Below are 26354 nucleotides of genomic sequence, written 5' to 3'. Positions count from 1 at the left end.
AACACGGCCGAATAATGGCGGCGGGCCGCAGCGAATGCTTTCATAGCATAATGTTTTCCCGAGAATTGCGCCAGCCTTCGCTTTGCCAGGCTGGTTCGTCGCGGCGGCGAAGTCCGGTTAACACAGGTTTGGGATCAGTCACGAAGGGCAGAAAAGCTTGAGCGTCGCGCCCGTTGCGGAACCTGGAGCGTCATGGAGCGGCAATGCAACCCCAGAGTTTTGCCGGTGGTTGCGCGGTATCAGCGGACCACGTCAGGCGGGTTCTTCGCATCACCAGCATCACCGGGTGGGCGCCAGAACGGCGGACGCCGCTTTGCCGCGACATGGAGCCTGAGCCGGAAAATTCTGGCGCTGGAAACAGGCAAGCCGCCCAGGGATCACCGGGCGGCTCGTTTTCTCGACAGGCGACATGAAGGAGCGACGCGTGCGCATCGCTCCGAAATATCAGTCGTTGGATTCAGCCTTCTCGGCCTTCTGCTTCGCCTCGAGGTCTTCGCCGGTGGTCTGGTCGACCACGCGCATCGACAGGCGCACCTTGCCGCGGTCGTCGAAGCCCAGCAGCTTCACCTTGACCTTCTGGCCTTCCTTGACCACGTCCGTCACCTTGGCGACGCGCTGCTGCGCCAGCTGCGAGATGTGGACCAGACCGTCCTTGGCGCCAAAGAAATTGACGAAGGCGCCGAAGTCGGTGGTCTTCACGACGGTGCCGTCATAGATCACGCCGACTTCCGGCTCGGAGGCGATCGACTTGATCCAGTTCATGGCCGCTTCGATCGACTTCAGGTCGGCCGAGGCGATCTTGATGGTGCCATCGTCGCTGATGTCCACCTTGGCGCCGGTCTTTTCGACGATCTCGCGGATGACCTTGCCGCCCGAACCGATGACTTCGCGGATCTTGTCCTGCGGAATCTTCATGGTCTCGATGCGCGGCGCGTACTGGCCGAGCTCGCTGCGCGCCGAGGTCAGGGCGTTGGCCATTTCGCCGAGGATGTGGTCACGGCCGCCCTTCGCCTGATCAAGCGCCACGCGCATGATTTCTTCGGTGATGCCGGCGATCTTGATGTCCATCTGCAGCGAGGTGATGCCCGACGCCGAGCCGGCCACCTTGAAGTCCATGTCGCCGAGGTGGTCCTCGTCGCCCAGGATGTCCGAGAGAACGGCGAAACGGTCGCCTTCCAGGATCAGACCCATGGCGATGCCGGCCACCGGCGCGCGCAGCGGCACGCCCGCGTCCATCAGCGCCAGCGATGAACCGCACACGGTGGCCATCGACGACGAGCCATTGGACTCGGTGATCTCCGACACCAGACGGATGGTGTAGGGGAACTCGTGCTTGGCCGGCAGCATCGGACGCACGGCGCGCCAGGCGAGCTTGCCGTGACCGATCTCGCGACGGCCCGGCGAACCCATGCGGCCGGTCTCGCCGACGGAGTAGGGCGGGAAGTTGTAGTGGAGCAGGAAGTGCTCCTTGTAGGTGCCTTCCAGCGAGTCGATGAACTGCTCGTCATCGGCGGTGCCCAGCGTGGCCACGACCATGGCCTGGGTCTCGCCGCGGGTGAACAGCGCCGAACCGTGGGTGCGCGGCAGGAAGCCGACTTCCGAGACGATCGGGCGGACGGTGCGCACATCGCGACCATCAATACGGACGCCGGTGTCCAGGATGTTCCAGCGAACGATCTTGGCCTGCAGCTCCTTGAACACGCCCTTCACGGTCTCTGCCGGGAAGCGCGGCTCCTCGCCTTCAGGGAACAGGGCGGCGAACACGCGGCCCTTGACGGCGTCGACAGCGGCGTAGCGGGCCTGCTTGTCGGTGATCATGTAGGCCTTGCGCAGATCAGCCTCGGCGATCCCAAGCACAACCTTTTCGATATCGGACGTGTCAGCGACGACCAGGTCGCGCGGCTCCTTGGCGGCGCGCTCAGCCAGACGGATGATGGCCTCGATCACCGGCTGGAAGTGCTTGTGGCCGAACATCACGGCGCCAAGCATGACGTCCTCGGACAGTTCCTTCGCTTCCGATTCCACCATCAGCACGGCGTCGGTGGTGCCGGCGACGACGAGATCGAGTTCGGAGCCTTCACGCTCGGCGAAGGTCGGGTTCAGCTTGTACTGACCGTTGGCGTAACCGACGCGCGCGGCGCCGATCGGGCCCATGAAGGGCGCGCCGGACAGGGTAAGCGCGGCGGAAGCCGCGACCATGGAGACGATATCCGGATCGTTCTCCAGATCGTGCGACAGCACGGTGATGATAACCTGGGTGTCGCAGCGCCAGCCGTCAGCGAACAGCGGACGGATCGGACGGTCGATCAGACGGGAAACCAGGGTTTCCTTCTCGCTCGGACGGCCTTCGCGCTTGAAATAACCGCCAGGGATGCGGCCGGCGGCGAAGGTCTTTTCCTGGTAGTTGACCGTCAGCGGCATGAAGTCGATGCCAGGCTTCGGCTCTTTCGCGGCGACGACCGTGGCCAGCACGGTGGTTTCGCCATAGGTGGCGAGCACTGCGCCGTCGGCCTGGCGGGCGATGCGGCCGGTTTCAAGCGTCAGCTTCGAACCTGCCCAGATCAACTCTTCGCGTTGAATATCGAACATGTATTCTCTTTCCATGGGTATGCGGTCCGGCCACCGGGTACGCCATGAGCAAGATGGCGGGGGGCTCGCGCTTCAGGGCTGCGAGCCGCCGGCTATCCTGCTCCGGCCTGGCCGGAACATCATCTGTGGGACCTGGGTCCCGGCGTCGCCAGCCATTCCCTGGCTGACGTTGCTGAAGGGGCCTGGCCGCCTCTCTGGCGGCGGCAGTTCAGCGGGGGCGTGGCTTCAACTCCTGAAACCGCCCGGCGCTGGCGCCCTGCGCCAGCGCGTAAATCTGTTGTCGCCGCGCAACCTGGCGCTCGCACTCAGATCGCGCGGACGGCGATATGCGCCTTCGGTCAGAATGGCGGCGCCAGATAGCCGGCGCGCGCCTGTTTGCAAGGGCTGGCTGGCGGATGGCGCTCCTGGCGCCCATCCGGATCGCCGCCCGATGCCTGCAAAGCAATCAGCGGCGAATGCCGAGACGCTCGATCAGCGAACGGTAGCGGGCTTCGTCCTTGCCCTTGACGTAGTCAAGCAGCTTGCGACGCTGGGAAACCATCTTGAGCAGGCCACGACGGGAGTGGTTGTCCTTGTTGTGGGCCTTGAAGTGCTCGGTGAGGTTGACGATGCGCTCGGTGAGGATCGCCACCTGGACTTCCGGGGAACCGCTGTCGCCGTTCGACGTCGCGTATTCCTTGATCAGTTCCTGCTTGCGCTCAGGCGTAATCGACATCGGTATTTCCTTTCAGCTGGAATATGGCCCGGCCGGGATGTCGTCCAGCAGGGTCGGGAGGTGCGCGCCTGCCCACGGACAGGAGCGCACGGCGCGCTTATGCACCAATCGGGCTGATTTGGCCATAACATTTTCACGCCAGCAATGATCGCCTGCCGGGAAGAAATATCGTCAAATCAAACGGATAGGGCGTTATTACGTTGTGCGTTCACCCACCCGCGCGGATGGTGCGCAGGGGGCGTGGCCGCGCCGGCCGGCCCTAGCCGCGCTCGCCCAGATTAAAAATCCGCTTCGGATGCAGTTCGCCCCGGTCGAAATCCGCCAGCGCCACCAGCCGGCCAGCCAGCATCACGGCGACCGTGCCTTCGAACACTGGCGCGTCGCGACCGCGCAGCAACACGCTCTGCCCGCGCGTCAGACGACCGGCGCCGGTGCGATCGACGGCGACCGCAGGCAAATCGCACAGGGCGGTAGCGACCGGCAGCAAGGCTGCGTCAGGCAGTCCGTCCGGCGCTTCGGAGGCGAGGGCTTCTATCGCCTCAAGGGTTACTGAATTGCCGAGATTGAATGGTCCGACCCGGGTGCGCCGCAGCGCCGCCACATGGCCGAAGCAGCCGAGATTGCGTCCCAGATCGCGGGCAATGGCGCGCACATAGGTGCCCTTGCCGCATTCTGCCTCGAACAGGGCCCGCTCGTCGGTGCGGCCGACCAGCCGGAGTTGTTCAATGGTCACGGCGCGCGGTTGCAGTTCGACAGCCTCGCCCTCGCGCGCCCGGTCATAAGCGCGTTCGCCATCGATCTTGATGGCCGAGAACTTGGGGGGAACCTGCAGGATGGTGCCGGTGAAGCGCGGCAGCAGTTCAGCGATGGCGTCCGGTTCCGGCCGTTCGTCGGAGCTGGCGACCACATGGCCTTCGGCGTCGTCGGTATTGGTTTCCTCGCCCCAGGCGACGGTGAACGCATAAGCCTTGCGGCCATCCATGACGTAGGGAACCGTCTTGGTGGCTTCGCCAAGAGCGATGGGCAGGATGCCCGAGGCCAGCGGATCGAGCGTGCCGGCATGGCCGGCCTTGCGCGCCCGGAACAACCGCTTGATGACGGCGACGGCATGGGTCGACGTCATGCCGACGGGCTTGTCCAGCACCACCCAGCCGTTCACATCGCGTTTCTTCGGGCGCGGTGCGGCAGAGGCCACGATCCGGGCTTCAGCTTCCTCTGTCATTGGTCTTCCATTCCGGAGCATCCGGCAGTGCGGCCGGTCCGGCGTCGGGGTGGCGGCTATCCCGTCCGGGCGACAGGGCCCTGGACCGGAACGGTCATGGCAATCCCGGGGGGCATGGAGGCCCGGCGCGGGAATTGCATCAGATCAGGGCGATGGAGCGCTTCGCGTCCGGAATGGTGCGGAACCGTCCGGAGGCAATTGCGGGCGAAAGGGCAGGTCGCCGCGCTGAAACATCACCCGGCTGGTCACGTCTCGTCGTCGTCAGAGTCCTGCGGCCTGGCGAGATCGGCCTGAACCTTTTCAGACTGTAGCAACCGCTCAATGCGGCCAGCTTCATCAAAGGTTTCGTCGCGACGAAAGCGCAGGTCGGGCGCATAACGCAGGTTGATGCGCCGCGCCAGCTCCGTGCGGATATGCTTCTTGTGCCGGTCCAGCGCGGCGATCACTGGCTTCTCGTCCTTGCCGCCGAGCGGCATGACATAGCAGGTGGCCAGCTTGAGATCGGGCGACATGCGGACTTCCGGAACCGTCACGACATTGCCGCTGAGGGCATCGTCCTGGATCTCGCCGCGGGCAAGAATCTCCGCCAGGGCATGACGGACGAGTTCACCCACGCGCAACTGACGTTGCGAGGGACCGGAAGTGGGGGAGGCGGCGCGTTTTGCCATTGGGGTCACTGTCTTCGCAGGGCGGAGCCCGGTCAGATTGGGCCGGATCTTACCCTGTCGTTCTGAATTTACGCAGTTTCCTGACTCAGAGCGGCGGCCGCCCGGCTGGAAAATGCTCCACAACATGTCCGCCGAAGCAGACGTCAGCTCCTCCTGGCGACACGCCCGGGCCGGCGCCGCCGGTCAGCCTTTGCCCGGCTATCCGGGCGGCTGTCCAGAAGCGCGAAGACCACGCGAACGGGCGTGGTCGCGCTGGCGGATCTGGAGAGGCTGGCGCGCATGTGGTTCACGCGCGCCATGGCCATCACAGCGTGCGACGGATTTCCTCGACGCGGTAGCATTCGATGACGTCGCCCTTGCGCATGTCCTCGAAGCGCTCGAAGGACATACCGCACTCCTGGCCGGAGCCGACTTCCTTCGCGTCGTCCTTGAAGCGCTTGAGCTGGCTGAGCTTGCCTTCGTGGATGACGATGCTGTCGCGGATGATGCGCACATGGGCGCCGCGCTCGACCACGCCGTCCGTGACGCGGCAACCGGCGACCTTGCCAACCTTCGACACGTCGAAGACTTCCTGGACCACAGCTTCGCCAAGGCGGTGCTCGCGCAGGGTCGGCGCCAGCAGGCCCGACATCGCGTCACGCACATCATCAATGAGGTCATAGATGATGTTGTAGTAACGGATCTCGATGCCGGCCCGATCGGCCGCTTCCCGTGCTTCCTTGTTGGCGCGGACGTTGAAGCCCATGACGGTCGCCTTCGAGGCGCCGGCAAGGGTCACGTCGGACTCGGTGATGCCGCCGACGCCAGCGTGCAGGATGCGCGCGGTGACTTCGTCATTGCCAAGCTTTTCGACCGCGCCGCGAATGGCTTCGACCGAACCGTGCACGTCGCCCTTGACGACGAGCGCCAGTTCCTTCTTGCCGCCGCCTTCGCGCAGATCGCGCATCATGTCGGCCAGCGAGCGTCCAGCGCCGGCGCCGCGCGCCGCCAGCTTCTCGCGACGCTGACGCGTCCGGAAGTCGGTGATTTCACGGGCGCGGGCTTCGTTCTCGACCACGGCGACGCGATCGCCAGCTTCCGGCGTGCCGTTGAAGCCAAGCACCTCGGCCGGCACTGACGGGCCCGCCTCCTTGATCTGCGAACCGTTGTCGGCCACCAGCGCGCGCACGCGGCCCCATTCGCAACCGGCGACGACAATGTCGCCAACCCGCAGGGTGCCGCGGTCGACCAGCACGGTTGCCACCGGGCCACGACCACGATCAAGCTTGGCCTCGATCACGTTGCCTTCGGCCGAGCGCTCCGGGTTGGCGCGCAGGTCGAGGATTTCCGACTGCAGCTGCAGACCTTCGAGCAGCTTGTCGAGATTGGTTCCGGCCTTTGCGGAAACCTCAAACTCCAGCGTCTCGCCGCCCATGGACTCGACCACAACCTCGTGGCGCAGCAGTTCGGTGCGCACGCGCTGCGGATCTGCCGACGGCTTGTCGATCTTGTTGATGGCGACGATCAGCGGCACGCCAGCGGCGCGGGCATGGTCGATAGCCTCAATGGTCTGCGGCATGACGCCGTCATCGGCGGCGACAACCAGCACGACAATGTCCGTCACCTTGGCGCCGCGGGCGCGCATGGAGGTGAAGGCGGCGTGGCCGGGCGTGTCGATGAAGGTGATCTTGCCGCCGAGCGGCGAGGTCACCTGATAGGCGCCGATGTGCTGGGTGATGCCGCCGGCTTCGCCAGACACAACGGTGGTCTTGCGCAGGGCGTCGAGCAGCGAGGTCTTGCCGTGGTCGACGTGACCCATGATGGTCACAACCGGCGGACGGGGCAGCTTCACTTCATCCGCGTCGTCGGCGCTGAACAGGCCTTCCTCAACGTCGGATTCGGCAACGCGGCGAACCGTATGACCAAGTTCCTCAGCGATCAGCTGCGCGGTGTCAGCGTCGATCACGTCGGTGATCTTGTGCATCTGGCCCTGGCGCATGAGCAGACGGATGACGTCCACGCCGCGCTCGGACATGCGGTTGGCCAGTTCCTGAATCGTGATCGTCTCAGGAATGGTCACTTCGCGCGCCAGGCGCTCCTTCTGCTCGTTCGCCGCGCCGCGGTTCATACGCTGCATGCGGCGGCGGAAGGCGGCCACCGAGTGGGTCCGCTCCTCACCGGCGTTGTGCGCGGTGCTGATGGTCAGGCGGCCACGACGACGCTCGTCGCCAGCGCCGGACTTGCCGGGCTTTGGCGCAGCGGCCGGGCGCAGCGCGCCAGGACGACGGGCGCGGGGCGCATCGTCCTCGGTCGCAGCGGCGGGCCGTCCGGCCGGAGCAGCGGACGCGGGACGCGGACTGGCGGGCTGTGCGGTCGCCGTCGTTGCTGCGGGCTTGGCTGGCTCAGCCGGCTTGGGAGGCGCCGGCGGCCGCGGCGACAACAGGACAGGCGGCCGGGAGCCGGCGGGGCGGGGACGCGCCACGAGGGCGGTCGGCGTCGCCGGGCCGGTTTCATAACGGGGGGTAGGCTCTGGAGCCGGCGGCGCTTTCGCAGCCGGTTCCGCCTTCTGGGGCGCCGGCGCTACCTTTGAGACGGCCGCTGCGGCCTTGCTGGCCGCCTCTTCCTCGGCGCGCTGACGGGCGGCTTCCTCGCGCTGACGCGCTTCAGCGGCTTCACGCTCGGCCTTCTCGGCGGCTTCGCGCTCGGCGCGACGAAGCTCTTCCTGCTCGGCCTGCTTGCGTTCCTCGACTTCGCGGCCCTTGGCCAGAGCCAGGGCGCGGATGCGCGCCTCCCGCTCATCGTCGGTCAGCGTGCGCAAGACGACGCCAGTGGTGGGGCGCTGGCCCGCGGCCGGGCGCTTGGGGGCGGAGGTCGCAGACGCGGCGGGGCGCGGCGCGGCGGGGGCTGCAGGCGCGGCCTCTTTCGCCTCGCCCGGCCCGACGGCGCGACGCTTCACTTTCTCAACCACAACCGCCTTGCTGCGGCCGTGGGAGAAACTCTGCCTCACCGTCCCATGCTCGACCGGGCGCTTGAGCGTCAGCGTCTTGTTCTGTCCTCCGCTGATCGTCTTGTCGCCCGGGTTCTTGCTATCGCTCATTCCGTTCCTGCCGCTCGCATGCCGGATCAGCTGATCCGCATATACCTCGTGCAGGTCCATGGCGTTGAACCATGGGCCTGTCAATCTGCCGGACGCGTGGTCCGCGTGGGGACCGCCGGCAGGCTTCTCAAATCCGGCGGCTGACGGCGCTCATGCTGCGCGCCGTTCGGGCCTGCACGGTTGCTCCAGGGCATTGGGCCCAGGGGCGCATCAGGGGGAAAACGCTGCAATCAATCGGGCGCGCTGTCGCCCGGCTGGTCTGTCGGAAGCGTCGCCGCGCTGGCTGTTGCTCCCCGATACGCGTTCAACCTGCCCCAGCACGCCAGGAATCCTGTGCTGGCGGGACCGGCCTCCAGGGCAGCATGTATCACATGTACCCCACCTAATGCCAAACTCAAATCGTTTGAGTCAAATGCATCGATCACATGGACTGGCCGCTGGTCCGTCAGCTGGCGCCGGCGCAATACCTGTCCAACCTTGCGCACGCCGTCTGGCGCGGCGTCGCTCGCATGCAACAAAGCCACAATATTGGCCTTGTTTATTGCGCTTTCAACCTTTGTGAAGCCGGTGACAGCTTCGCCAGCCTTGCTCGTGAACGACAACGCCTGAATGGCGTCCTTCACGAGCAACGCGTCGATTTCCTGAACGAGGTCCGGCGAAACCTCAACGGTCTGCTTCAGGCTTCTGGCGAAGGCCTTCCGCTTCACCGCCTGCGCCACCAGGTCGCCGGACAGCGAAACCCAGACGCCGCGCCCCGGCAGCTTGCGCTTCAGATCAGGCGTCAGACGCCCGTCGGGAGCAGCGACAAAGCGCAGCATCTCTTCAGGCGGCCGCGAGCAGCGCGTCACGATGCAGAGCCGCTCCGGTCCCCGATCATCTTCTTCGCGCCGGTGCGCCACGGTGTCCTCATCCAGTCAAAAAATCGGGATCCCCGGCGAACCGGCCAGGGCCACGGTCGATCTGCCTGCCCGGCAGCCTGTCGCCCGCTTGCCACGCCGTCAGCGGCGCAGCAACTGTGGGACTTGCCCGCCGGGCCGGACGCCCGGACGTCGGTTCAGGCGCGTGCGTCTCTGCTCTGCCCTGCTTCGGTTGAAGCCCCGGCGTCATCACCAGTCTGATCGTCCGCCTCTTCCAGAGCATCGGCGGCTTCAGCCTCAATCTCCGGTTCAGGCGCCTCAATCCAGCCGGCGAGCACGCGGGCATCCATGATCATGGCTTCCGCTTCAACGCGCGAAACCTCGAAGCCATCCAGCGCGCCCTTGTGACGGACAACTTCGCCGTCCTTGCGCTCGGCCCAGCCGCAAAGATCGTCCGGCACGGCGCCGGCCAGGTCCTCCAGCGAACGGATGTCGTTCTCACCGAACGCGACCAGCATGGCGGTGGTCACGCCGTCGATCTGGCGCAGGTCTTCGGAAACGCCCAGCTCGGCGCGCCTGGCGTCCTGTTCGGCTTCCAGCTGGTCCAGGTATTCCTGGGCGCGAGTCTGGATTTCCTGGGCGGTGCCTTCGTCAAAGCCTTCGATCGACGCCAGTTCCGGCAGGTCGACGACGGCGAGTTCCTCCACCGAGCTGAAGCCTTCCGACGCCAGCAGCTGGCCGACGACCTCATCGACATCCAGGGCTTCCATGAACAGGGTCGTGCGCTCGGCGAACTCCTTCTGCCGGCGCTCGGATTCCTCGGCCTCGGTCATGATGTCGATGTCCCAGCCGGTCAGCTGGGAGGCGAGGCGCACGTTCTGGCCGCGCCGGCCGATCGCCAGCGACAGCTGGTCATCGGGGACCACAACCTCGATGCGCTCGCTCTCTTCGTCCAGAACGACCTTCACCACCTCGGCCGGCTGCAGGGCGTTGACGATGAACGTGGCGTTGTCGGGCGACCACGGGATGATGTCGATCTTCTCGCCCTGCAACTCGCCGACCACAGCCTGAACGCGCGAGCCGCGCATGCCGACGCAGGCGCCGACCGGATCGATCGAGCTGTCGCGCGAGACGACGGCGATCTTGGCGCGAGAGCCGGGGTCGCGCGCCACCGCCTTGATCTCGACGACGCCGTCATAGATCTCGGGAACTTCCTGGGCGAACAGTTTCGCCATGAACTGCGGATGGGTGCGCGACAGGAAAATCTGCGGGCCGCGGGTTTCGCGGCGCACGTCATAAACGTAGGCCCGCACGCGATCGCCGGGACGGAACGCCTCGCGCGGGATCAGTTCGTCGCGGCGGATGATGCCTTCGGTGCGACCCAGGTCGACAACGACGTTGCCATATTCGGCGCGCTTGACGAGGCCATTGATGATCTCGCCAATGCGGTCCTTGAATTCCTCGTATTGCCGGTCACGCTCGGCCTCGCGCACCTTCTGCACGATCACCTGCTTGGCCGACTGGGCGGCGATGCGGCCAAAATCGAAGGGCGGCAGCGTCTCGGCGATATAGTCGCCGGGCTGCGCGGCGGGATTGCGCTTGCGGGCGTCGGCGACCGAAATGTGGATGGCGTCGTTCTCGACCTCGTCGGTCACCAGCAACAGGCGCGACAGGCGGATTTCGCCGCTCTTGGGGTTGATCTCGGCCCGCACCTCGGTCTCGCTGCCATAGCGCGAGCGGGCGGCTTTCTGGATCGCGTCCTCCATGGCGGCGAGCACGATCTGACGATCAATAACCTTCTCGCGGGCCACAGCATCGGCGATCTGCAGCAATTCGAGCCTGTTGGCGCTGATGGCCATGGGTCTCTCCCTCTTTCAACCACCTGGAGCATTTCTGGCGAGGCGCGATCCGCCTGGCTTGCAGAAATGCGTCATCCCAAAAAACGAAACACCTTCATGGGAAGCCGCTGCTTCGCGTCAGGAAAATGCATCGCCCAAATCTGGCGGGAAAGAATCAAGGCCATGATGGCCGGCTTCCCGCCGCAAAAATCAGTGCGGACGGCCCTGACCGGACGTGTCCGTCAGGTCGTCGCCATCAAACCCCGCATCAACATCCGCGTCTTCTTCTTCATCGGCAGGTTCCCCGCGCGCATGGCGGGCGGCCTTGTCGCGCCGCAACGCCTCGGCAATGACCGCGTCGGTCAGCAGGAGGCGCGCTTCCAGGATATCGGACAGGGGCAGGCGCGCCATCCGGTCCTCGTCGGCCGCAGCATCCAGCCGTTCGATCAGCACATGGCCGTCGTCCACGCCGCGCAGCACGCCGCGATATTTGCGCCGGCCCGAGACAAGGGCATTGAGCTCCACCTTGGCTTCATAGTCGGCCCAGCGCGTGAAATCGGAGGCGCGCACCAGCGGACGGTCGATGCCCGGTGAGGAAATTTCCAGGTGATAGGCCCGGTCGACAGGATCATCCACGTCCAGCGCCAGCGACACTGCCCGGCTGATCGTTTCGCAATCGTCGACGGTCATTGTGCCGTCCGGCCGCTCCGCCATGATCTGCACCGTGCAGCCATTCAGACCCGTGACCTTCACGCGCACCAGCACGTATCCCAGGTCCTCAATAACCGGCTCGACGATCGCTGCGACCCGCGCCGCGACGCCAGATTCGGTGACAACCCGCCTGTCGGCTGTATCCGCCATGGAAACTGCGACCCCATGAAGCCCCCTGTCAGGCAAAGCCTGCCGGCCGGGCTGGCGCGCCTTCCCGCGAGGCAAAAGCTGCATCGCATCAGGAAAGCGCCTCATTGCAAACGATAGGGCGGAATCCGCCATTGCGGACTTCGCTCTGTGATCATGTGCGGACCATGCCGCACTGATAAGACAAAAAAGAGCGGACCCCGGCTGGAGCCCACTCTCCGGTCCGGTTTGTAACAAACCGTTCTGGAATGTCGGAATAACCGGAAGATAGCCTTCGCCGGCGTCATTGACAAGGCGCCGGCGGATTTTCTTCAGGTCTGGCTGCTGGCGTCGCGCCGGACGAAGGTCAGATAGGCCGGCGTTCGCCCTTCGCGAAACGCTTTCTGTTCGTAGCGGGTGCCCGGCCAGTCAGTCCACGGCAGCCGCCAGTCGTCAGCCCGTTCAGCCGTCCAGTCGAACTGACCCGAGGCCATCACCCGCGCCAGTGTCCACGCCGCGTAATCGTCGATGTCGGTGGCGAACCGGAAAATCGCGCCAGGCTTCAGCACGCGCGCCAGATTGCTGACGGTTTCGGGGGAGATAATGCGGCGTTTGCGCTGGCGGCGCTTCGGCCATGGATCGGGATAGAGGACGAAAGCGCGGTCGATGGAGGCTGCGGGAAGCCGGGGCAGCAATTCAGTAGCGTCTGCGTCGTGCAGGGCAAGGCACCGTGCATCCGGTTCACCGGCCAGCAGCTTGGCCATGCCGTTGATGAATGGCTCGCAGCCGATGAAGCCGACGTCCGGATTGAGCTGCATCTGGTGCAGGAGGTGCTCGCCGCCGCCAAAGCCGATCTCGAGCCAGACCTGTGAAACGGACCGGGCGAACAGGGCGTTGACGTCGCTCACGCTGTCAGGACCGATGCGCAGGCGCGGCAGCGTCTCCTCCATCAGGCGGGACTGCTGTTCGCGCAGGCGGTGTCCTTTCCTGCGGCCATAGAAGGAGCCGGCGCGGGGCTGTTCGGTCGTCATCGCCTGTCTGGTCTTTCAAAAACAAACGCCGCCCTGTCCAGGGCGGCGTAAAATAGCCTGTTGGTCCGGTTCAGCCAGCGACAGCCTTGCGGATGGCGTCGGCCAGATCGGTCCGCTCCCAGGAGAAGCCGCCATCGTCTTCCGGAGCGCGGCCGAAGTGACCATAAGCCGCTGTGCGCGCATAAATTGGGCGGTTCAGGCCAAGGTGCTGACGGATGCCGCGCGGCGACAGGTCCATCACGTCCATCAGCACGCTTTCCAGCTTCGCTTCATCCGCCTGTCCCGCGCCGTGCAGATCGACATAGAGCGACAGCGGACGCGACACGCCAATGGCGTAGGAAAGCTGAATGGTGCAACGGTCTGAGAGCCCGGCGGCCACTACGTTCTTGGCCAGATAGCGCGCGGCATAGGCAGCCGAGCGGTCAACCTTGGTCGGGTCCTTGCCCGAGAACGCGCCGCCGCCGTGCGGCGCCGCGCCGCCATAGGTGTCAACGATGATCTTGCGGCCGGTCAGGCCGCAGTCGCCGTCCGGACCGCCGATGACGAACTTTCCGGTCGGATTGACGTGCCAGATAGTCGAATCAGAGATCCAGCCTTCCGGCAGGGTTTCGCGCACATATGGTTCAACGATGGCCTGCACGTCATGCGAGGTCAGCGTGTCGTCCAGATGCTGGGTCGACACGACGATCTGCGTTGCGGCGACCGGCTTGCCGTTCTCATAACGGACTGTGACCTGGCTTTTGGCGTCTGGTCCCAGAACGCCTGATTCGCCTGATTTGCGCGCTTCGGTCAGACGCTTGAGGATTTTGTGCGCGTAATAGATCGGCGCCGGCATCAGCTCAGGCGTTTCCCGGCAGGCGTAACCGAACATGATGCCCTGGTCGCCAGCGCCTTCATCCTTGTTGCCCGCAGCGTCAACGCCAACGGCGATGTCGGCGGACTGGGCGTGCAACAGTACGTCGATCTGGCTTTTTTCCCAGTGGAAGCCGTCCTGCTCGTAGCCGATATCGCGGATGGCGAGACGGGCGAGATGAGCCAGATACTCAGGCGTCAGCGTCGCAGGACCACGGGTCTCGCCCGCAATCACCACCTGGTTCGTCGTGGCGAGCGTCTCGCAAGCGACGCGCGCTTCGGGGTCAGCGGCGAGGAAAGCGTCGACAATGGTGTCGGAGATGCGGTCACATACCTTGTCCGGATGACCTTCTGACACAGATTCACTGGTGAACAGGTAATTCTGACGCGACACCCGAGCCTCCGGACGAATAGATGAATAACAGCTTGCGCTTGCGTAGGTTACCGGCCTGCCGGCGTCAAGCGCCGGAACGGGGCTGGCGGATTCAGGATCATTCAGGGAAATTCAGTCTCCGCCGCCTTTGACCGTGGGCTGGGCGTTCGCCATGGCCTCGACAAGCGCCACCAGCTTCCGGCGCACGCCGGCGTCCTGGATGCGGACGAACGCCTTGTTGAGATGCAGCCCCTCGGAGGTGGCCAGAAAATCGGCGACATGATCCAGCACCGGCGCTTCCGCAAAGCCGGTAGTGACGCCTTCAGCTGGCGCCGCGCCATCGTAGAAGAACGAAACCGGCACCCCGAGCACCTGGGCGATCTGGTGCAGGCGGCTGGCGCCGATGCGATTGGCGCCTTTCTCGTATTTCTGGATCTGCTGGAATGTGACGCCCAGCGCGTCGCCCAGTTTTTCCTGGCTCAGGCCGACAAGCATGCGTCGCATGCGAACCCTGCCGCCGACGTACAGGTCTATGGGGTTGCGGGCCTTGCTCACTGTGAATCTCCGTTGGCATGGTCAACCAACTGTCTGCTGTCTGCTGTCTGTGGCGGCATCGCGGCGCCAACCGGCGCGCGCGCTGCAGCCAAAGCAGAAAATCAGAAGCAGGACAAAAAACAAGTCGCCGCTTTTGGCGTATACCGTTGGCTGAAGCGCTGATGGCAAGGCTGAATCGGCGTAACCAACTTTTCCCAATGGAAGGAAAGTATTCGTCCGGCCCCATGAGTCAACTACAACCGATATGCCGGTATTGGCCACGCGCACCAGCGGCAAACCCTGCTCGATGGCGCGCAATCGCGCCTGGGCCAGATGCTGCCAGGGGCCTGGCGTCTGCCCAAACCAGCCATCGTTGGTGACATTCAGGATCACGCCGCGCGCGCTTCTGGCCGGCCCGAAGCCAGGAAAAATTGCTTCATAGCAAATCAGCGGCGTCACCGGGGGCAGGCCAGGAACATCAAGGCCGCCGCCGGGCGCCCCTGGGGCGAAACCGCCGGGGATATGGACGAATTGCCTCAGACCGAGAGCATCCAGAGCGCCGGAAAACGGCAGGTATTCGCCAAACGGCACCAGATGGGATTTGTCGTAGACGGCGGTAATCCGCCCCTGGTGATCAACAACCTGCATCGAATTGTAGAAGCGGTTGGGACGCCCGCCTGGGGCAAGCGCCTCCCCACGGGCGGCGCCGGTTATCAGCACCGCGCCCGGGGGCAACATGTCGCCGATGGCGGCCAGCGCTTGCGGATGATCCGCCAGCAGGAATGGCAAGGCTGATTCGGGCCAGATAACGTGGGTGATGTTCTGTTGCGCCAGGCCCGTCTCCGCACCTTGACCGGCCCCCTGGCTCGCCGTCGGGCCCGCGCCTTCGCCCTCACTCAGCCTGATGTACTGGCTGAGTATTTTTTCGCGATTTTCCCAGTTGAATACGGTCGTGTCCTGGGAAACCCCAGGCTGCACGAGGCGAAGTCTTATGCCTGGCTCCACCATCGCGGGGGCGCCAGGAATTCTGCCATGGCCGTAAACAACGAGCGCGGCGAGGGCAATGGCCGCCATGCCCGTCGGAGCGAGGCGACGCAGCCAGCTGTCGCGTGGGGCTCCCGTCGTTTCGCCTGCAGCCGGCGCCAGGGTGGCCGGGGCGGCGCAGATGGCCACCGTGAGGACGGTCAGCCCATACATGCCAACGATCGAGGCGATCTGCGCCGTCAGCGAATGTCCGCCAAGGGCCATGCCAAACGTGTTCCAGGGAAAGCCGGAAAACAGGACGCCGCGCAGATATTCAGAGACGCCGAGAGCGCCGGCCAGGGTCAGGATGCGGACCGGGCCCCGGCTCCACAGCGCCCCGGCCAGGCCAAAGCCGGCTGCGGTGAAAAACGCCAGGCCAGCGGGCAGCCCAAGCACGCCCAGCGGCAGGGCCCAGGCGAATTCGTCTGCTTCGACCAGAAAAGCTGCGCCAAGCCACCACAGGCCCGCGACGAAATAGCCAAAACCGAACCACCAGCCCAGGGCGGCGGCGGCGCGGGCGCGCTGGCCGGCGCGGCGCCCGGGGCTGCCTTCCCCCGATGCGCTGCCCTGGACAGCAGCATCCACAAGCCACACAGCCGTGGTCAGGGCGATGAACATGGCGGGCAGGAAATCGACTGGCGCCAGTGACAACGCCCCAATGGCGCCAGCGACAAGCGCGGTCATGCGCCGGCGCCAGCGCCCGCCCATGAAAATATGGGCGGCGGCGCGAAATCCGCGCCCCTGCTCCAAAGGCCCACCCACCTGTCGCGTCATCTGGCGTCAGGTTCGCGTGGAGAAAGCGATCGCGGGTCGCCCGGCGCCGACGCAACGTCGTCAGTGGACGAAGGCCGGAAGATGCGGATGCGCTTCAGGCGGCGGGGGTCGGCTTCCAGCACCTCGAAGACCAGTCCCTGCGGGCCGTCGATCCGTTCGCCCGTTGCGGGAACGCGCCCCGCGAGGTGCGCCACCAACCCGCCGATGGTGTCGATCTCGTCCGCCAGGGTGTCGTCGACCAGCGGGCCTCCCAGGGCTTGCGCCACATCTTCCAGATCAGCCCGGGCGTTGGCGTCGAAAGCGTTGTGACCGGCCGGGGCGATCATTGGCCCGGCGTCGTGGTCATGCTCGTCCTCAATATCTCCGACGATCAGCTCCACCACGTCTTCCATGGAGACGATGCCGTCCGTGCCGCCATATTCATCAATGACCAGCGCCATATGGGTGCGGCTGGCCTGCATGCGCGCCAGCAGGTCGATGGCCGGCATGGACGGCGGCACGAACAGCACCGGGCGCAGGATGTCCGCTTCATTCAGCGGCAGCGACAGGTCGACGCCGGAAAAGCTGGGCATGGAATTCGTTTCATCGATCACGACGCGGGGCGTGCAGCCCGCCAGATAGTCCAGAAAGTCCCGGATATGGACCATGCCGCGCGGATCATCGAGTGATTCGCCGTAGACCGGCAGGCGCGAGTGTCCCGCCGACCGGAACAGGTCGAGGACGTCGGCAAGCTGGGCGTCCTCGCGAATCGCGACAATATCGGCGCGCGGCACCATCGCATCTTCAACGCGGCGTTCATGCAGCGCCAGGACGTTGCGGACAAGCGACCGCTCTGTTGCGGAAAATTCTTCTGTCGGCGCGCTGTGTTCCAGAACGTCTTCCAGGTCATGGCGCACGGAGGCGCCATTGCGCGGCCGGGTCAGCGCCAGCAGGCGGTCAAACCATCCCGGGGCATCCTGCCTGCCTGTCGATGACTGGGGCTGACGCCCAGGGCGCGTACTTCGATCCTCGCTCATCTCTCCAGCGCTTCCCCCGCCACATTGTTCACGCTGGCGCCATCCGCTCCATAAGGGTCGGCGACGCCGAGGCCGGCCAGAATTTCCGTCTCCAGCGCCTCCATTTCCTCCGCCTCGTCGTCGGTCTCATGATCGTAGCCAAGCAGATGCAGCACGCCATGAACCACGAGATGGGTAAAATGATCCGCGACCGTTTTTCCCTCGTCTGCGGCCTCGCGCGCAAGGGTTTCGTAGGCGACGGCGATGTCGCCGCAGTGCGGCGAGCGGGCGAGATCGTCCGGATCCGCCGCTGGCCACGACAGTACGTTGGTCGGCTTGTCCTTGTCGCGCCACGTGCGGTTCAGCTCCCGCACGGCCGCATCGTCGGCCAGCATCAGCGACAGCTCGGCGCCATCCATCACGGCGACGCCGCCAGCGGCGACGGCGGCCAGCGCCGCCCGTCCAGCCAGGGTCTCCGCCTCCGGCAGCGCCTCCCACAAGGGGCTTTCGATCACCACGTCAACGAATGGAGAAGCGCTCATTCCCGGGTTCCGGTGAGAGTGACGGGCCTGCCGGCTGGCCTGGCGCCGCCGCTGGCGTCGCGCTCGGCCAAAGCGCGGGTTTCGGCGTCATAGGCGGCGACGATCCGGCGCACCAGATCGTGACGCACCACGTCGCCCTCGGCGAAGCGCACATGGCCGACGCTCTCGACGCCGCGCAGGATGCGCGAGGCCTGAATGAGGCCGGACTGCTGGCCTGGCGGCAGATCAATCTGCGACGGGTCGCCGGTAACGATCATCCGCGATCCCTCGCCGAGGCGGGTCAGGAACATCTTCATCTGCATGGTGGTGGTGTTCTGCGCTTCGTCCAGCAGCACGGCGGCGCGGGTGAGGGTGCGGCCGCGCATGAAGGCGAGGGGGGCGATCTCGATCATGCCGGTGGCGAGGCCGCGTTCGACCGTGCGCGCCTCCATGAAATCGTAAAGCGCGTCGTAGACCGGGCGCAGGTAGGGATCGATCTTCTCGCGCATGTCGCCAGGCAGGAAGCCGAGGCGCTCGCCCGCTTCAACAGCTGGTCGCGACAGCACCAGCCGCTCCACCACGCCCTGCTCGAGCAGCGAAACCGCGTGACCGACGGCCAGCCAGGTTTTGCCCGTGCCCGCCGGGCCTTCGGCGATCACCAGTTCATTGGTCTGCAACGTGCGCAGGTAATCATCCTGCGCCTTGTTGCGGGCGCGCACGCCGCCGCGCTTGCGGGTGACAATCTGGCGGAAGTTGCCAGGCGCGACCGAGCTGTCGTCGCCCGGGAAAAGATTGCCCTGCAGGGCGATTTCCTGAATGACGCCATCAATGTCGCCGGGCGTGATGGCCTCGCCGGCCCGGGCGCGCTCATACAGGGCCAGAATCACCTGACGGGCCTTGGCCGCAGCCGGCTGTTCGCCATGGATGATCACCCGGTTGCCCCGCGCCGTCGCCAGCACGTCGAGCCTGCGCTCGATATGGGCGAGGTGCTGGTCGAACTGGCCGAAAACCAGGCCGGCCAGCCGGTTGTCATCCAGCGTCAGCACCAGTTCGGTTTGCGACGGCGCATGGCGTGCTGGCTGTGCGCCGCGGCCGCCCGGTTTTGCCGGGCCGGAGCCGCGAAACTGTTCGGGGGAGAGCTCGCCTTCGTCACGCGGCATTCGCGTTCCTTTGTTGCGGGGAGAGAGGCTGTTCCGCCGGCGTCGGGAGAGCCCCCGCGGCGTGGCCAGAGGCAGATTGGGCCAGGCCCAGATAACGGCCAAGCAGACTGCCTGCGGTGGCCTCAATCACTTCCACGGTCGCCATCTGGCCCAGGATGTCGGCCGGCGCGTCGAAATGTACGCCCTGCAAATAAGGCGACTTGCCGGCCATCTGCCCTGGCTGGCGCCCCTGGCGCTCGACCAGCACGTCGATGACGCGGCCCGCCATGGCCTTGTTGAACGCGGCGCGGTCCCGCTCCAGCGCCGCCTGCAACTGGGCCAGCCGGTCGGCTTTCACCTGCTCGGGGATCTGGTCGGCCTGTTCGGCGGCGGGGGTGCCGGGCCGCGGGCTGTATTTGAAGGAGAACGCGCTGGCGAAACCAATATCGTCGACAAGGCGCATGGTCGCGGCGAAGTCGGCGTCGGTCTCGCCAGGGAAGCCGACAATGAAATCGGACGACAGGGCGATATCCGGGCGGGCGTCGCGCATGCGGTCGATGATCCGCCGGTATTCGTCAGCGGTATGGCGCCGGTTCATGGCGGCGAGGATGCGGTCGGAGCCAGCCTGCACCGGCAGGTGCAGATAAGGCATCACCTGCGGCAGGTCGCGATGGGCGGCGATCAGCTCGTCATCCATGTCGCGCGGGTGGCTGGTGGTATAGCGCAGGCGCTCCACCCCATCCATTTCGGCCAGATGGCGCAACAGGCGGCCCAGCGTCCAGGTTTTGCCATCAGGGCCTTCGCCGTGCCAGGCGTTGACGTTCTGGCCGAGCAGCGTGAACTCGCGCACTCCGAGGCCTGCGAGCCGGCGCGCTTCCTTCATCAGCGCCTCGACGGAGCGGGAGCTTTCCGCGCCCCGGGTATAGGGCACGACGCAAAATGTGCAGAACTTGTCGCAGCCTTCCTGGATGGTCAGGAAGGCAGAAATATTGCGTTGCGGCGCGATGCGCCGCGCCGGCAGCTGCCGGAACTTGTCCTCGACGGGAAATTCCGTATCGACCGCCTGGTCGCGGCTTTTCGCGGCGAGCAGCTCCGGCAGGCGGTGATAGCTCTGCGGACCAACCACCACGTCGACCACCGGGGCGCGGCGCATGATCTCGGCGCCTTCCGCCTGGGCGACGCATCCGGCCACCACGACCCGCGTCTCCTTGCCGTCGCGGGCGCGCTCCGCCTTGTTCTCGCGCACCCGGCCGAGTTCGGAATAGACCTTCTCGACGGCTTTCTCGCGGATGTGGCAGGTGTTGAGAATCACCAGATCGGCGTCATCGATACTGGGGGTCTCCACGTACCCCTGGTCCGCCAGCACGTCCGCCATGCGTTCGGCGTCGTAGACGTTCATCTGGCAGCCGTATGATTTGACGTGAACCTTTTTCACGTTGGTCCGACACTTTCACCTGGGCCGGCGCACCCTGAAGTCCCATGGGAAATCGTGGTCACGCCATCAATTGATACACAGACGGCGCCCTTCCGTGGGGAAAGGCGCGCCAACAAACCATTCTAGCGCATTTCGGGACGGAAGGCACAGGGCTTCGCGCCGCATCTTCCCGTCATGCATACCGCTTCGCGTGCAAGCATACCGCTTCGCGTGAAAGAAATACGACGGCGCGAGCCCGGTCAGAGTCAGGGTCATGATCGCCGCAACCGCCGGACGGCGGCGCGGGCAAAATTCTCGGCCATGCGCGTGGCGATCTTGCGATTGACGTCGTTCCCCAGCATTGGCTCACCGAACGAAATCACCGCTTCATAGCGGTCGCCGCTGCGCAGCAGCTCCATCAAATGCGGCGCCAGGTCCATATCGCCATACCAGGCGATCTGCGGCAGGCCATTGCGTCCCAATGGCAGTCCGTTGCGCGCCACGTAGCAGATGCACATCGGTTGCAGGCGCACCGTCTGTGCGCCCGCCGCGTCCTTCACCGCGCCCACCAGCGCCGAGCGGAACGGCAGCACCCGCAGGCCTTCGCCGGTGGTGCCTTCGGCGAACAGCACCATCGCCTCATTGTCGGCGAGCCGCCTGGCGATGGCGCCGTTGACCTCCGCCGTGGCGGTGCGCCGGGCGCGGTCAACGAACACCGAGCGTTGCAGACGGGCGAACGCGCCGAATACCGGCCAGCCTCCCACCTCGGATTTGGCGATGAATGACAGGGGCGTGACGCTGGCGATGGCGGTGATGTCCGCCCAGGAAACGTGGTTGGAGACCAGTAGCGTCGGCTGGCCGCGCGGCGGCTCGCCCTCGACCCGCACGCGCACGCCGATGATCCGGCAGACCAGCCGGTGGAACAGCACAGGGAGGCGTTGATAGACTGGCCGCGCGCCGACGCGCAGCGCCGCCCATTGCACGGGCACGCCGACCAGCGTGATGATGGTCAGGGCGCCGATGCGGCTCCAGGCGCGCAGATTGCCCCGCAGACTTTCCATGATCAGCTGGTCGCGCTGTCGTCGGGCGTCTCGCCGTCCACCGGACCGTCGTCGCCAAGCGGCGCCCCATACAGTTCCAGCCGGTGGCGCACCAGACGATAACCGAGCTTGCGGGCAATTTCGGCTTGCAGGCGTTCGATTTCCTCGGACTGGAACTCGATCACCGCGCCGGTGCGCACGTCGATCAGGTGGTCATGGTGCTGGCGCTCGGCCCGCTCGTAGCGGGCGCGGCCGTCTCCGAATTCGTGCCGGGCCAGAATGCCCTCGTCCTCGAGCAGGCGCACGGTGCGGTAGACGGTGGAAAGCGAAATGCGCGGATCGATCAGCGCCGCCCGCCGGTGCAGTTCCTCCACGTCCGGATGATCGTCCAGATTGCCCAGAACCTGCGCGATGGTGCGTCGCTGCCCGGTCATGCGCAGGCCGCGCTCCTTGCAGGCGCGTTCGATATCGGACGTTCGCGCGCGCCTGGGCTGGCCTTTCTGCATCTGCGCCACGTCAACTCCTCCATGGGCCTCAGGCCAGGCGCCGTGGTCCCGCCTGAAGAACGCGCGTCACCAAAAACGCCAGGGCGTTCCGCCTGTCTGGAGGGGAGCGCCAGCATTACCTTGCGGGTTCGCCCGATGGGGCGGGGCCAGGCTGTCTCCAGGTATGCGTCACGCCATGGCGTCAGCCGGTTGGCTGGCGTCGGGCCGGCCTGCCACCGCAGGATTTACATGCCCTGGCATATCCGGGGCAAGCGCGCCAGAACCACGATCAGGCGCGTCCGTCCGCTCCGCACGGCCAACCAGTTCACAGGCCGCGATGCGTTCGCTGGCTCCGCGCACGCCCGCGAGGCCCACATCATGGAAAATGAACCCATCGCCGGCGCCGTCCCGGACGGCGCTGGAGGCCAGGATCGTGGTGCCGAATTCCTTGTTCAGCGCTTCAAGACGGGAGGCGATGTTCACCGTATGACCCAGCACGGTATAGCTCAGGCGGTCGAAGGAGCCGACATGGCCGATTACCGCCTCGCCGGTGTGCACGCCGAAACGGGTGTGCAGTTCCGGCAGGCCCTCGCTGCGGAAGGTCGCGTTCAGTTCTTCGAGGCTCCGCGCCGCGTCAAGCACGCCGTTGCAAGCCCGGGCCACATGGTCCGGCTGTGGATCGGGCGCGTTCCAGAACGCCATGACGCTGTCGCCGATAAATTTGTCGATGGTGGCGCCTGAATCCACCAGGGCGCTGCTGATGACCGCGAAGTAGCGCGACACCAGACCGGTGAGCGCCTCGGGCGGCAACTGCTCGGCGATGCCGGTGAAATTGGCGATATCGGAGAAAACCACCGTGGTCTGCTGGCGGACCCCGCCCAGGCTGGGCTGGACGCCGTCCCTGACGATGCCGCGCACAATCTGCTGTGGCACGTAGCGCATGAAATTGTTCATCGCCAGCTGCAGCCCGCCAACCGCGCCGGAGAGCGCGTCGATCTCGGTGATGTGCGAGGGCGGCGGCCGGGCGCCGTCGCCCTGGAACGAAACAATCCTGCTGACCGCGCCGGTGAGGGTGTGGAGCGGCCGGGTGATCCTGCGCGCCGCCAGCGCCACGATTGGCAGGGCGATGAGCAGCGCCAGGAGGCCCATGGTCAGCAACCGGCGCGCCATGTCGTTGGCCGCGCCCATGATCGCTGATTGCGGAATGGCGATTGCCGTTATCATGCCGGTGTCAGCAAGGCCGGGCTCATACCGGACCAGATAGTCTTCGCTGCCGGTGTGAACGATGCGGCTGCCGGCCTTGCCGTCCTGCTGATAGGCCTCGGCGATCGCCCGCAGCAGGGGCGAGGGCAGGCCCGACATCAGGGGCAGCCCATGGGGACCGACCGGCCCATCCCCCTGTCGGTAGCGCCGTCCATCGGGATGGGCGGCAAGTTCGCCCTCGGCGGTGAACAGCACCAGCTCCTGACGAGGATGCGTGCGCATCCGGCTCAAGACGTCATCGAGATCGGAGAGCAGGACATCAATGCCGAAAACGACGCCAGGATTGACGGCGGAGCGCTGCGCGACAGTCACGCCGATTTCCGGAAAAGTGGCGAAACGGTAGGGCGCCGGCGTTACCGGTTGCCGGCTTTCGACGGCCATCTGGTACCAGGTGCGCTTGCGCGCGTCATAGTCCGACAATACGGGCGCGTTGCGCCGGATCACTTCTCCCTGGGCGTTCAGAAAAATCGACCGGCGAAGAAACCGCCCCGATCCGCCGTCTGGCGTGCTGACAACGATCTCATAGGCGGCGCCAGGCGCTGCGGCGTCATTCACCAGGCGCTGGCTGAGAACCAGGGACCCGTCAGGCCAGCCCGCCAGAACGCCCAGCACCGAAGGCGTGGTTTCCTGCAGCGTGCGCAGCAGGGTGACGAGCAGGCGTCCCATGTCGTCGTCGGGGCGCGATGGCGTCGCGGTTTCGCCGATGGTTTTCAGGAAAATATGGGCGCTTGCCAGCTGGTCGCGCGCCTCATCGCGAATCTGGCGGGCCAGATCGGTAAAGCGCTCCTGGGCCTCGCGATGGGCGAGCTGGGCCATGCTCCGGTGATTGAACCAGGTCAGGCCGCCCAGAATCAGCGCGATGATGGCCACGAACGTCACCGCCACAACGATTTGCAGGCTGTATCTGTGTGGTGTCGGCTTGGCCATTCTGTCCGGCGCTGTTTGCAACGGTTCGCGACGCCGTCGCAGGACACGTCTGTGATCGCGACTCCCCTTGTATGGCCAGTCTGGCGCTTTGAAAACCTGGGGGCGGGACGGCGCCTGCCGTTGCGGCGGTCACCCGCTCCCGCGCCGCGTTGTCGTCGGCGGGCGACGTCGCATCGTCCCGGCGCCGACGGCAGGCGTTTGGCGCGGGCGTCTCAGGGTTCGCGGGAAATCGTCACCGGCGGCGGCGTCTCGCCATTCTGCAGCACCAGCTTCACCGAAACGCTGCGGGCATCGTGGGGGGCCGGCAAGCTGTTCTGGGCTCCGGTGGGTGGCGGCGCATTGTCGTCGCAGCCCTCCGCCGGCAGGGGCAGGGCGATGTCCGGATCGGCGCCGTCGAACCCGACATGGGCGCTGCGGATGGCGCAGCGGTAGGTGAGCAGATACGGAAAATAAATCTCATCCCGGTCCGTCGCCCACGTCAGCCACGAACCCGATGTGGTCATCAGGATGCTGCGTTGCCGCTCGCTGTTAAGCTCCGCGGAATCGAACCGGTAGGCGAACGGGCCGGCGGTGAGACCAGCCGAATCCACGTAGCTGACATAGATGTTGGTCTTGCCGGCCCGCGACGGGATGGTGAAGGCGGCGGCGCGGGCCGTTTTGCCGTCTCCGGACAGGTTGAGTTCAGCGCGCGAGAAACCGCCCCGGTCGCCCAGGCGGTATTGCGCCGCCGTGGCGTCCTCGGGCAGGGCGATGTTCACTGTCCAGTGGCTTGAACCGGCCTGATAGGTCAGCAACGGCCGGGTCTGACGGCTGGTGAAGGCGGCGTCGATTTCCGGGACGCGCCGCCCGGCGCGCTCCACCCACTCCTGAAGCACGGCGGAATCGATGAAAAACCGTTTCAGCGCGCCGGTCTTGTTCGCCGTGAGGAACTGGTCCAGGGCGGCGTGCTCGGCCCGCAGCCGCGTCAGCGTCTCGCGGCCCGCGCGGGTATCGCCGAGCGCTTGCGCCAGCGCATACCATGCGGGCGCAAAGGCGGGGGTCTCATCGAGCAGCCGCCGAAGCCGCGTGGTCTGCTCCGCCTGGCCGAGTTGCTGGGCGTAAACCATCCGGATCGCCGGGCCTGGCGCTACCGTATTCAGGTCTGCGAACAGATCGCGGGCGGCGGAAGAGCCATCCTGCAATCGCACCAGCGCGGCCAGGCGCAGGAGCGGATCGATGAAGCCCGCGCCGGCGCGCGCGGCTTCCACATAAGCGGTGCGGGCGCCAGCCAGATCTCCGCTGGCTTCGAGGGCGCGCCCCTTCTGGTACAGATCCCGCGCTCCCGCCGCCGCATCCGGCGCCGTGGAATCGGGAAGGGCGCCAATGGCCCGTTGCGCTGGCGTCTTCACGGCCTGCTCTGGCGGCGGCGCAGGGAGTTTCAGGCCAAGCTGGGCTTCCAGCAAACGCTTGGCGTGCCGCACGGTTGGCGCCACGATTATAATGGCCAGGGTGATCAGGATAATCCGCACCCAGCGTCGCCGTCGCCGCGCCGCGCGGTCCGGCCTGTCGCCACGTCGGCCGCGTCCACTGTCTTGCGCGGGCTCCCGCCGTTCGCCGGTTTCAGCGGAGTCAGCGGAGAGGGTCACCAGGAACGCTTCAACTGGCGCAGGGATATTCTTGAGCGTCTGGGGACCGATGCTGCGGAATGACGCCGACACCTTGCCCGCCACCGCGTCGTGGACGATCCGCGACACGCACACGCCGCCGGGGTGAGCGACCGATTCCAGACGGGCGGCAATGTTGACGCCATCGCCAAGCAGATCGCCATCGCGTTCGATGACATCGCCGATGGTAACGCCAATGCGAAAGCGCACGCGCCGGTCCTCCGGCCAGGGCTGGTTGACGGCCTGGAGCGCATGCTGGATGGCGATGGCCGCCCGCACCGCTTCCACCGCCGAGGCGAATTCGGACATGACCGAATCGCCAGCGGTATTGAAAATCCGCCCACCATATCGCGCCACTTCCGCGTCGAAGACGCTCCGGCACTGGTGAAACAGCTGCAGGGCGTCCTCTTCGCCGGTGGCGAGCAGGCGTGAGTAGCCGGCAACGTCCGCCGCCATGATAACGGCCATCCGGCGCCGGAACATGCTCGGACCATCGGGCTCTTCGGAACGGGCGCCCGACGTTTCAGTCATACTGGTC

The 26354-nt window shown here is 66.0% G+C and carries 20 protein-coding genes; all 20 read right to left on the bottom strand.

Annotation, left to right across the window (positions count from 1 at the left end):
* Positions 1-444: 444 nt before the first annotated feature.
* Positions 445-2589: a polyribonucleotide nucleotidyltransferase gene (gene pnp / locus ACERNI_RS04720; protein WP_448832096.1), complete on the bottom strand. Its 2145-nt coding sequence runs from the start codon at positions 2587-2589 to the stop codon at positions 445-447.
* A gap of 445 nt (positions 2590-3034) precedes the next feature.
* Positions 3035-3304 carry a 30S ribosomal protein S15 gene (gene rpsO, locus ACERNI_RS04715; RefSeq protein WP_191318450.1) on the bottom strand — a complete coding sequence of 90 codons (270 nt, stop codon included), beginning with the start codon at positions 3302-3304 and terminating at the stop codon, positions 3035-3037.
* A gap of 259 nt (positions 3305-3563) precedes the next feature.
* Positions 3564-4526: a tRNA pseudouridine(55) synthase TruB gene (gene truB, locus ACERNI_RS04710; protein ID WP_448832095.1), complete on the bottom strand. Its 963-nt coding sequence runs from the start codon at positions 4524-4526 to the stop codon at positions 3564-3566.
* A 245-nt stretch (positions 4527-4771) separates the two neighbouring features.
* Complete coding sequence (rbfA, locus tag ACERNI_RS04705) at positions 4772-5194, bottom strand: 30S ribosome-binding factor RbfA (RefSeq protein ID WP_448832171.1); 423 nt, start codon at positions 5192-5194, stop codon at positions 4772-4774.
* A gap of 304 nt (positions 5195-5498) precedes the next feature.
* Entirely contained in the window at positions 5499-8270 is a 2772-nt protein-coding gene (gene infB, locus ACERNI_RS04700) for a translation initiation factor IF-2 (RefSeq protein WP_448832094.1), read from the bottom strand.
* A 230-nt stretch (positions 8271-8500) separates the two neighbouring features.
* The gene (locus ACERNI_RS04695) at positions 8501-9169 is read right to left on the bottom strand and encodes an RNA-binding protein (RefSeq protein WP_448832093.1); all 669 of its coding nucleotides are present in this window, start codon (positions 9167-9169) and stop codon (positions 8501-8503) included.
* A 155-nt stretch (positions 9170-9324) separates the two neighbouring features.
* Entirely contained in the window at positions 9325-10986 is a 1662-nt protein-coding gene (nusA, locus tag ACERNI_RS04690) for a transcription termination factor NusA (protein WP_448832092.1), read from the bottom strand.
* A 189-nt stretch (positions 10987-11175) separates the two neighbouring features.
* Positions 11176-11826: a ribosome maturation factor RimP gene (gene rimP, locus ACERNI_RS04685; RefSeq protein WP_448832091.1), complete on the bottom strand. Its 651-nt coding sequence runs from the start codon at positions 11824-11826 to the stop codon at positions 11176-11178.
* 308 nt (positions 11827-12134) lie between these two features.
* Entirely contained in the window at positions 12135-12833 is a 699-nt protein-coding gene (gene trmB / locus ACERNI_RS04680) for a tRNA (guanine(46)-N(7))-methyltransferase TrmB (protein WP_448832090.1), read from the bottom strand.
* A gap of 70 nt (positions 12834-12903) precedes the next feature.
* A complete protein-coding gene (metK, locus tag ACERNI_RS04675; RefSeq protein ID WP_448832089.1) occupies positions 12904-14079 on the bottom strand; it encodes a methionine adenosyltransferase in 1176 nt (391 codons plus the stop codon).
* A gap of 111 nt (positions 14080-14190) precedes the next feature.
* The gene (locus ACERNI_RS04670; RefSeq protein ID WP_448832088.1) at positions 14191-14613 is read right to left on the bottom strand and encodes a helix-turn-helix domain-containing protein; all 423 of its coding nucleotides are present in this window, start codon (positions 14611-14613) and stop codon (positions 14191-14193) included.
* Positions 14614-14634: 21 nt separating this feature from the next.
* A complete protein-coding gene (lnt, locus tag ACERNI_RS04665) occupies positions 14635-16299 on the bottom strand; it encodes an apolipoprotein N-acyltransferase (RefSeq protein WP_448832087.1) in 1665 nt (554 codons plus the stop codon).
* A gap of 86 nt (positions 16300-16385) precedes the next feature.
* Positions 16386-17405 (bottom strand): hemolysin family protein, encoded by a 1020-nt coding sequence (locus tag ACERNI_RS04660; protein WP_448832086.1) that lies wholly within the window; start codon positions 17403-17405, stop codon positions 16386-16388.
* The gene (ybeY, locus tag ACERNI_RS04655) at positions 17402-17926 is read right to left on the bottom strand and encodes an rRNA maturation RNase YbeY (protein WP_448832085.1); all 525 of its coding nucleotides are present in this window, start codon (positions 17924-17926) and stop codon (positions 17402-17404) included. The genes ACERNI_RS04660 and ybeY overlap by 4 nt, the downstream gene beginning before the upstream one ends.
* Entirely contained in the window at positions 17923-19065 is a 1143-nt protein-coding gene (locus ACERNI_RS04650; RefSeq protein ID WP_448832084.1) for a PhoH family protein, read from the bottom strand. The genes ybeY and ACERNI_RS04650 overlap by 4 nt, the downstream gene beginning before the upstream one ends.
* The gene (gene miaB, locus ACERNI_RS04645; RefSeq protein WP_448832083.1) at positions 19055-20479 is read right to left on the bottom strand and encodes a tRNA (N6-isopentenyl adenosine(37)-C2)-methylthiotransferase MiaB; all 1425 of its coding nucleotides are present in this window, start codon (positions 20477-20479) and stop codon (positions 19055-19057) included. Before miaB ends, ACERNI_RS04650 begins: the two co-directional genes overlap by 11 nt.
* Before the next feature lie 251 nt (positions 20480-20730).
* Positions 20731-21519, bottom strand: coding sequence for a lysophospholipid acyltransferase family protein (locus ACERNI_RS04640; RefSeq protein WP_448832082.1), 789 nt, complete (start codon positions 21517-21519; stop codon positions 20731-20733).
* Positions 21520-21521: 2 nt separating this feature from the next.
* Positions 21522-22004 carry a Fur family transcriptional regulator gene (locus tag ACERNI_RS04635; protein ID WP_448832170.1) on the bottom strand — a complete coding sequence of 161 codons (483 nt, stop codon included), beginning with the start codon at positions 22002-22004 and terminating at the stop codon, positions 21522-21524.
* 168 nt (positions 22005-22172) lie between these two features.
* The gene (locus tag ACERNI_RS04630) at positions 22173-24173 is read right to left on the bottom strand and encodes an adenylate/guanylate cyclase domain-containing protein (RefSeq protein WP_448832081.1); all 2001 of its coding nucleotides are present in this window, start codon (positions 24171-24173) and stop codon (positions 22173-22175) included.
* Positions 24174-24385: 212 nt separating this feature from the next.
* On the bottom strand, positions 24386-26347 hold the full coding sequence (locus tag ACERNI_RS04625; protein ID WP_448832080.1) for an adenylate/guanylate cyclase domain-containing protein: 1962 nt from the start codon (positions 26345-26347) through the stop codon (positions 24386-24388).
* Positions 26348-26354 lie beyond the last annotated feature (7 nt).

It is taken from the genome of Camelimonas sp. ID_303_24, assembly GCF_053543495.1.
Note: the sequence above shows the minus strand (reverse complement) of the source record. Positions and strands in the feature narration are given on the sequence as shown.

Bases quoted from the DNA above. Each gene is read 5' to 3' on its own strand.
- ACERNI_RS04625 (WP_448832080.1), bottom strand. From the start codon at position 26,347: ATGACTGAAACGTCGGGCGCCCGTTCCGAAGAGCCCGATGGTCCGAGC.
- ACERNI_RS04640 (WP_448832082.1), bottom strand. From the start codon at position 21,519: ATGGAAAGTCTGCGGGGCAATCTGCGCGCCTGGAGCCGCATCGGCGCC.
- rbfA (WP_448832171.1), bottom strand. From the start codon at position 5,194: ATGGCAAAACGCGCCGCCTCCCCCACTTCCGGTCCCTCGCAACGTCAG.
- infB (WP_448832094.1), bottom strand. From the start codon at position 8,270: ATGAGCGATAGCAAGAACCCGGGCGACAAGACGATCAGCGGAGGACAG.
- pnp (WP_448832096.1), bottom strand. From the start codon at position 2,589: ATGTTCGATATTCAACGCGAAGAGTTGATCTGGGCAGGTTCGAAGCTG.
- rimP (WP_448832091.1), bottom strand. From the start codon at position 11,826: ATGGCGGATACAGCCGACAGGCGGGTTGTCACCGAATCTGGCGTCGCG.
- truB (WP_448832095.1), bottom strand. From the start codon at position 4,526: ATGACAGAGGAAGCTGAAGCCCGGATCGTGGCCTCTGCCGCACCGCGC.
- nusA (WP_448832092.1), bottom strand. From the start codon at position 10,986: ATGGCCATCAGCGCCAACAGGCTCGAATTGCTGCAGATCGCCGATGCT.
- lnt (WP_448832087.1), bottom strand. From the start codon at position 16,299: ATGACCGCGCTTGTCGCTGGCGCCATTGGGGCGTTGTCACTGGCGCCA.
- ACERNI_RS04650 (WP_448832084.1), bottom strand. From the start codon at position 19,065: ATGCCGCGTGACGAAGGCGAGCTCTCCCCCGAACAGTTTCGCGGCTCC.
- ACERNI_RS04630 (WP_448832081.1), bottom strand. From the start codon at position 24,173: ATGGCCAAGCCGACACCACACAGATACAGCCTGCAAATCGTTGTGGCG.
- ybeY (WP_448832085.1), bottom strand. From the start codon at position 17,926: ATGAGCGCTTCTCCATTCGTTGACGTGGTGATCGAAAGCCCCTTGTGG.
- ACERNI_RS04660 (WP_448832086.1), bottom strand. From the start codon at position 17,405: ATGAGCGAGGATCGAAGTACGCGCCCTGGGCGTCAGCCCCAGTCATCG.
- rpsO (WP_191318450.1), bottom strand. From the start codon at position 3,304: ATGTCGATTACGCCTGAGCGCAAGCAGGAACTGATCAAGGAATACGCG.
- trmB (WP_448832090.1), bottom strand. From the start codon at position 12,833: ATGACGACCGAACAGCCCCGCGCCGGCTCCTTCTATGGCCGCAGGAAA.
- ACERNI_RS04635 (WP_448832170.1), bottom strand. From the start codon at position 22,004: ATGCAGAAAGGCCAGCCCAGGCGCGCGCGAACGTCCGATATCGAACGC.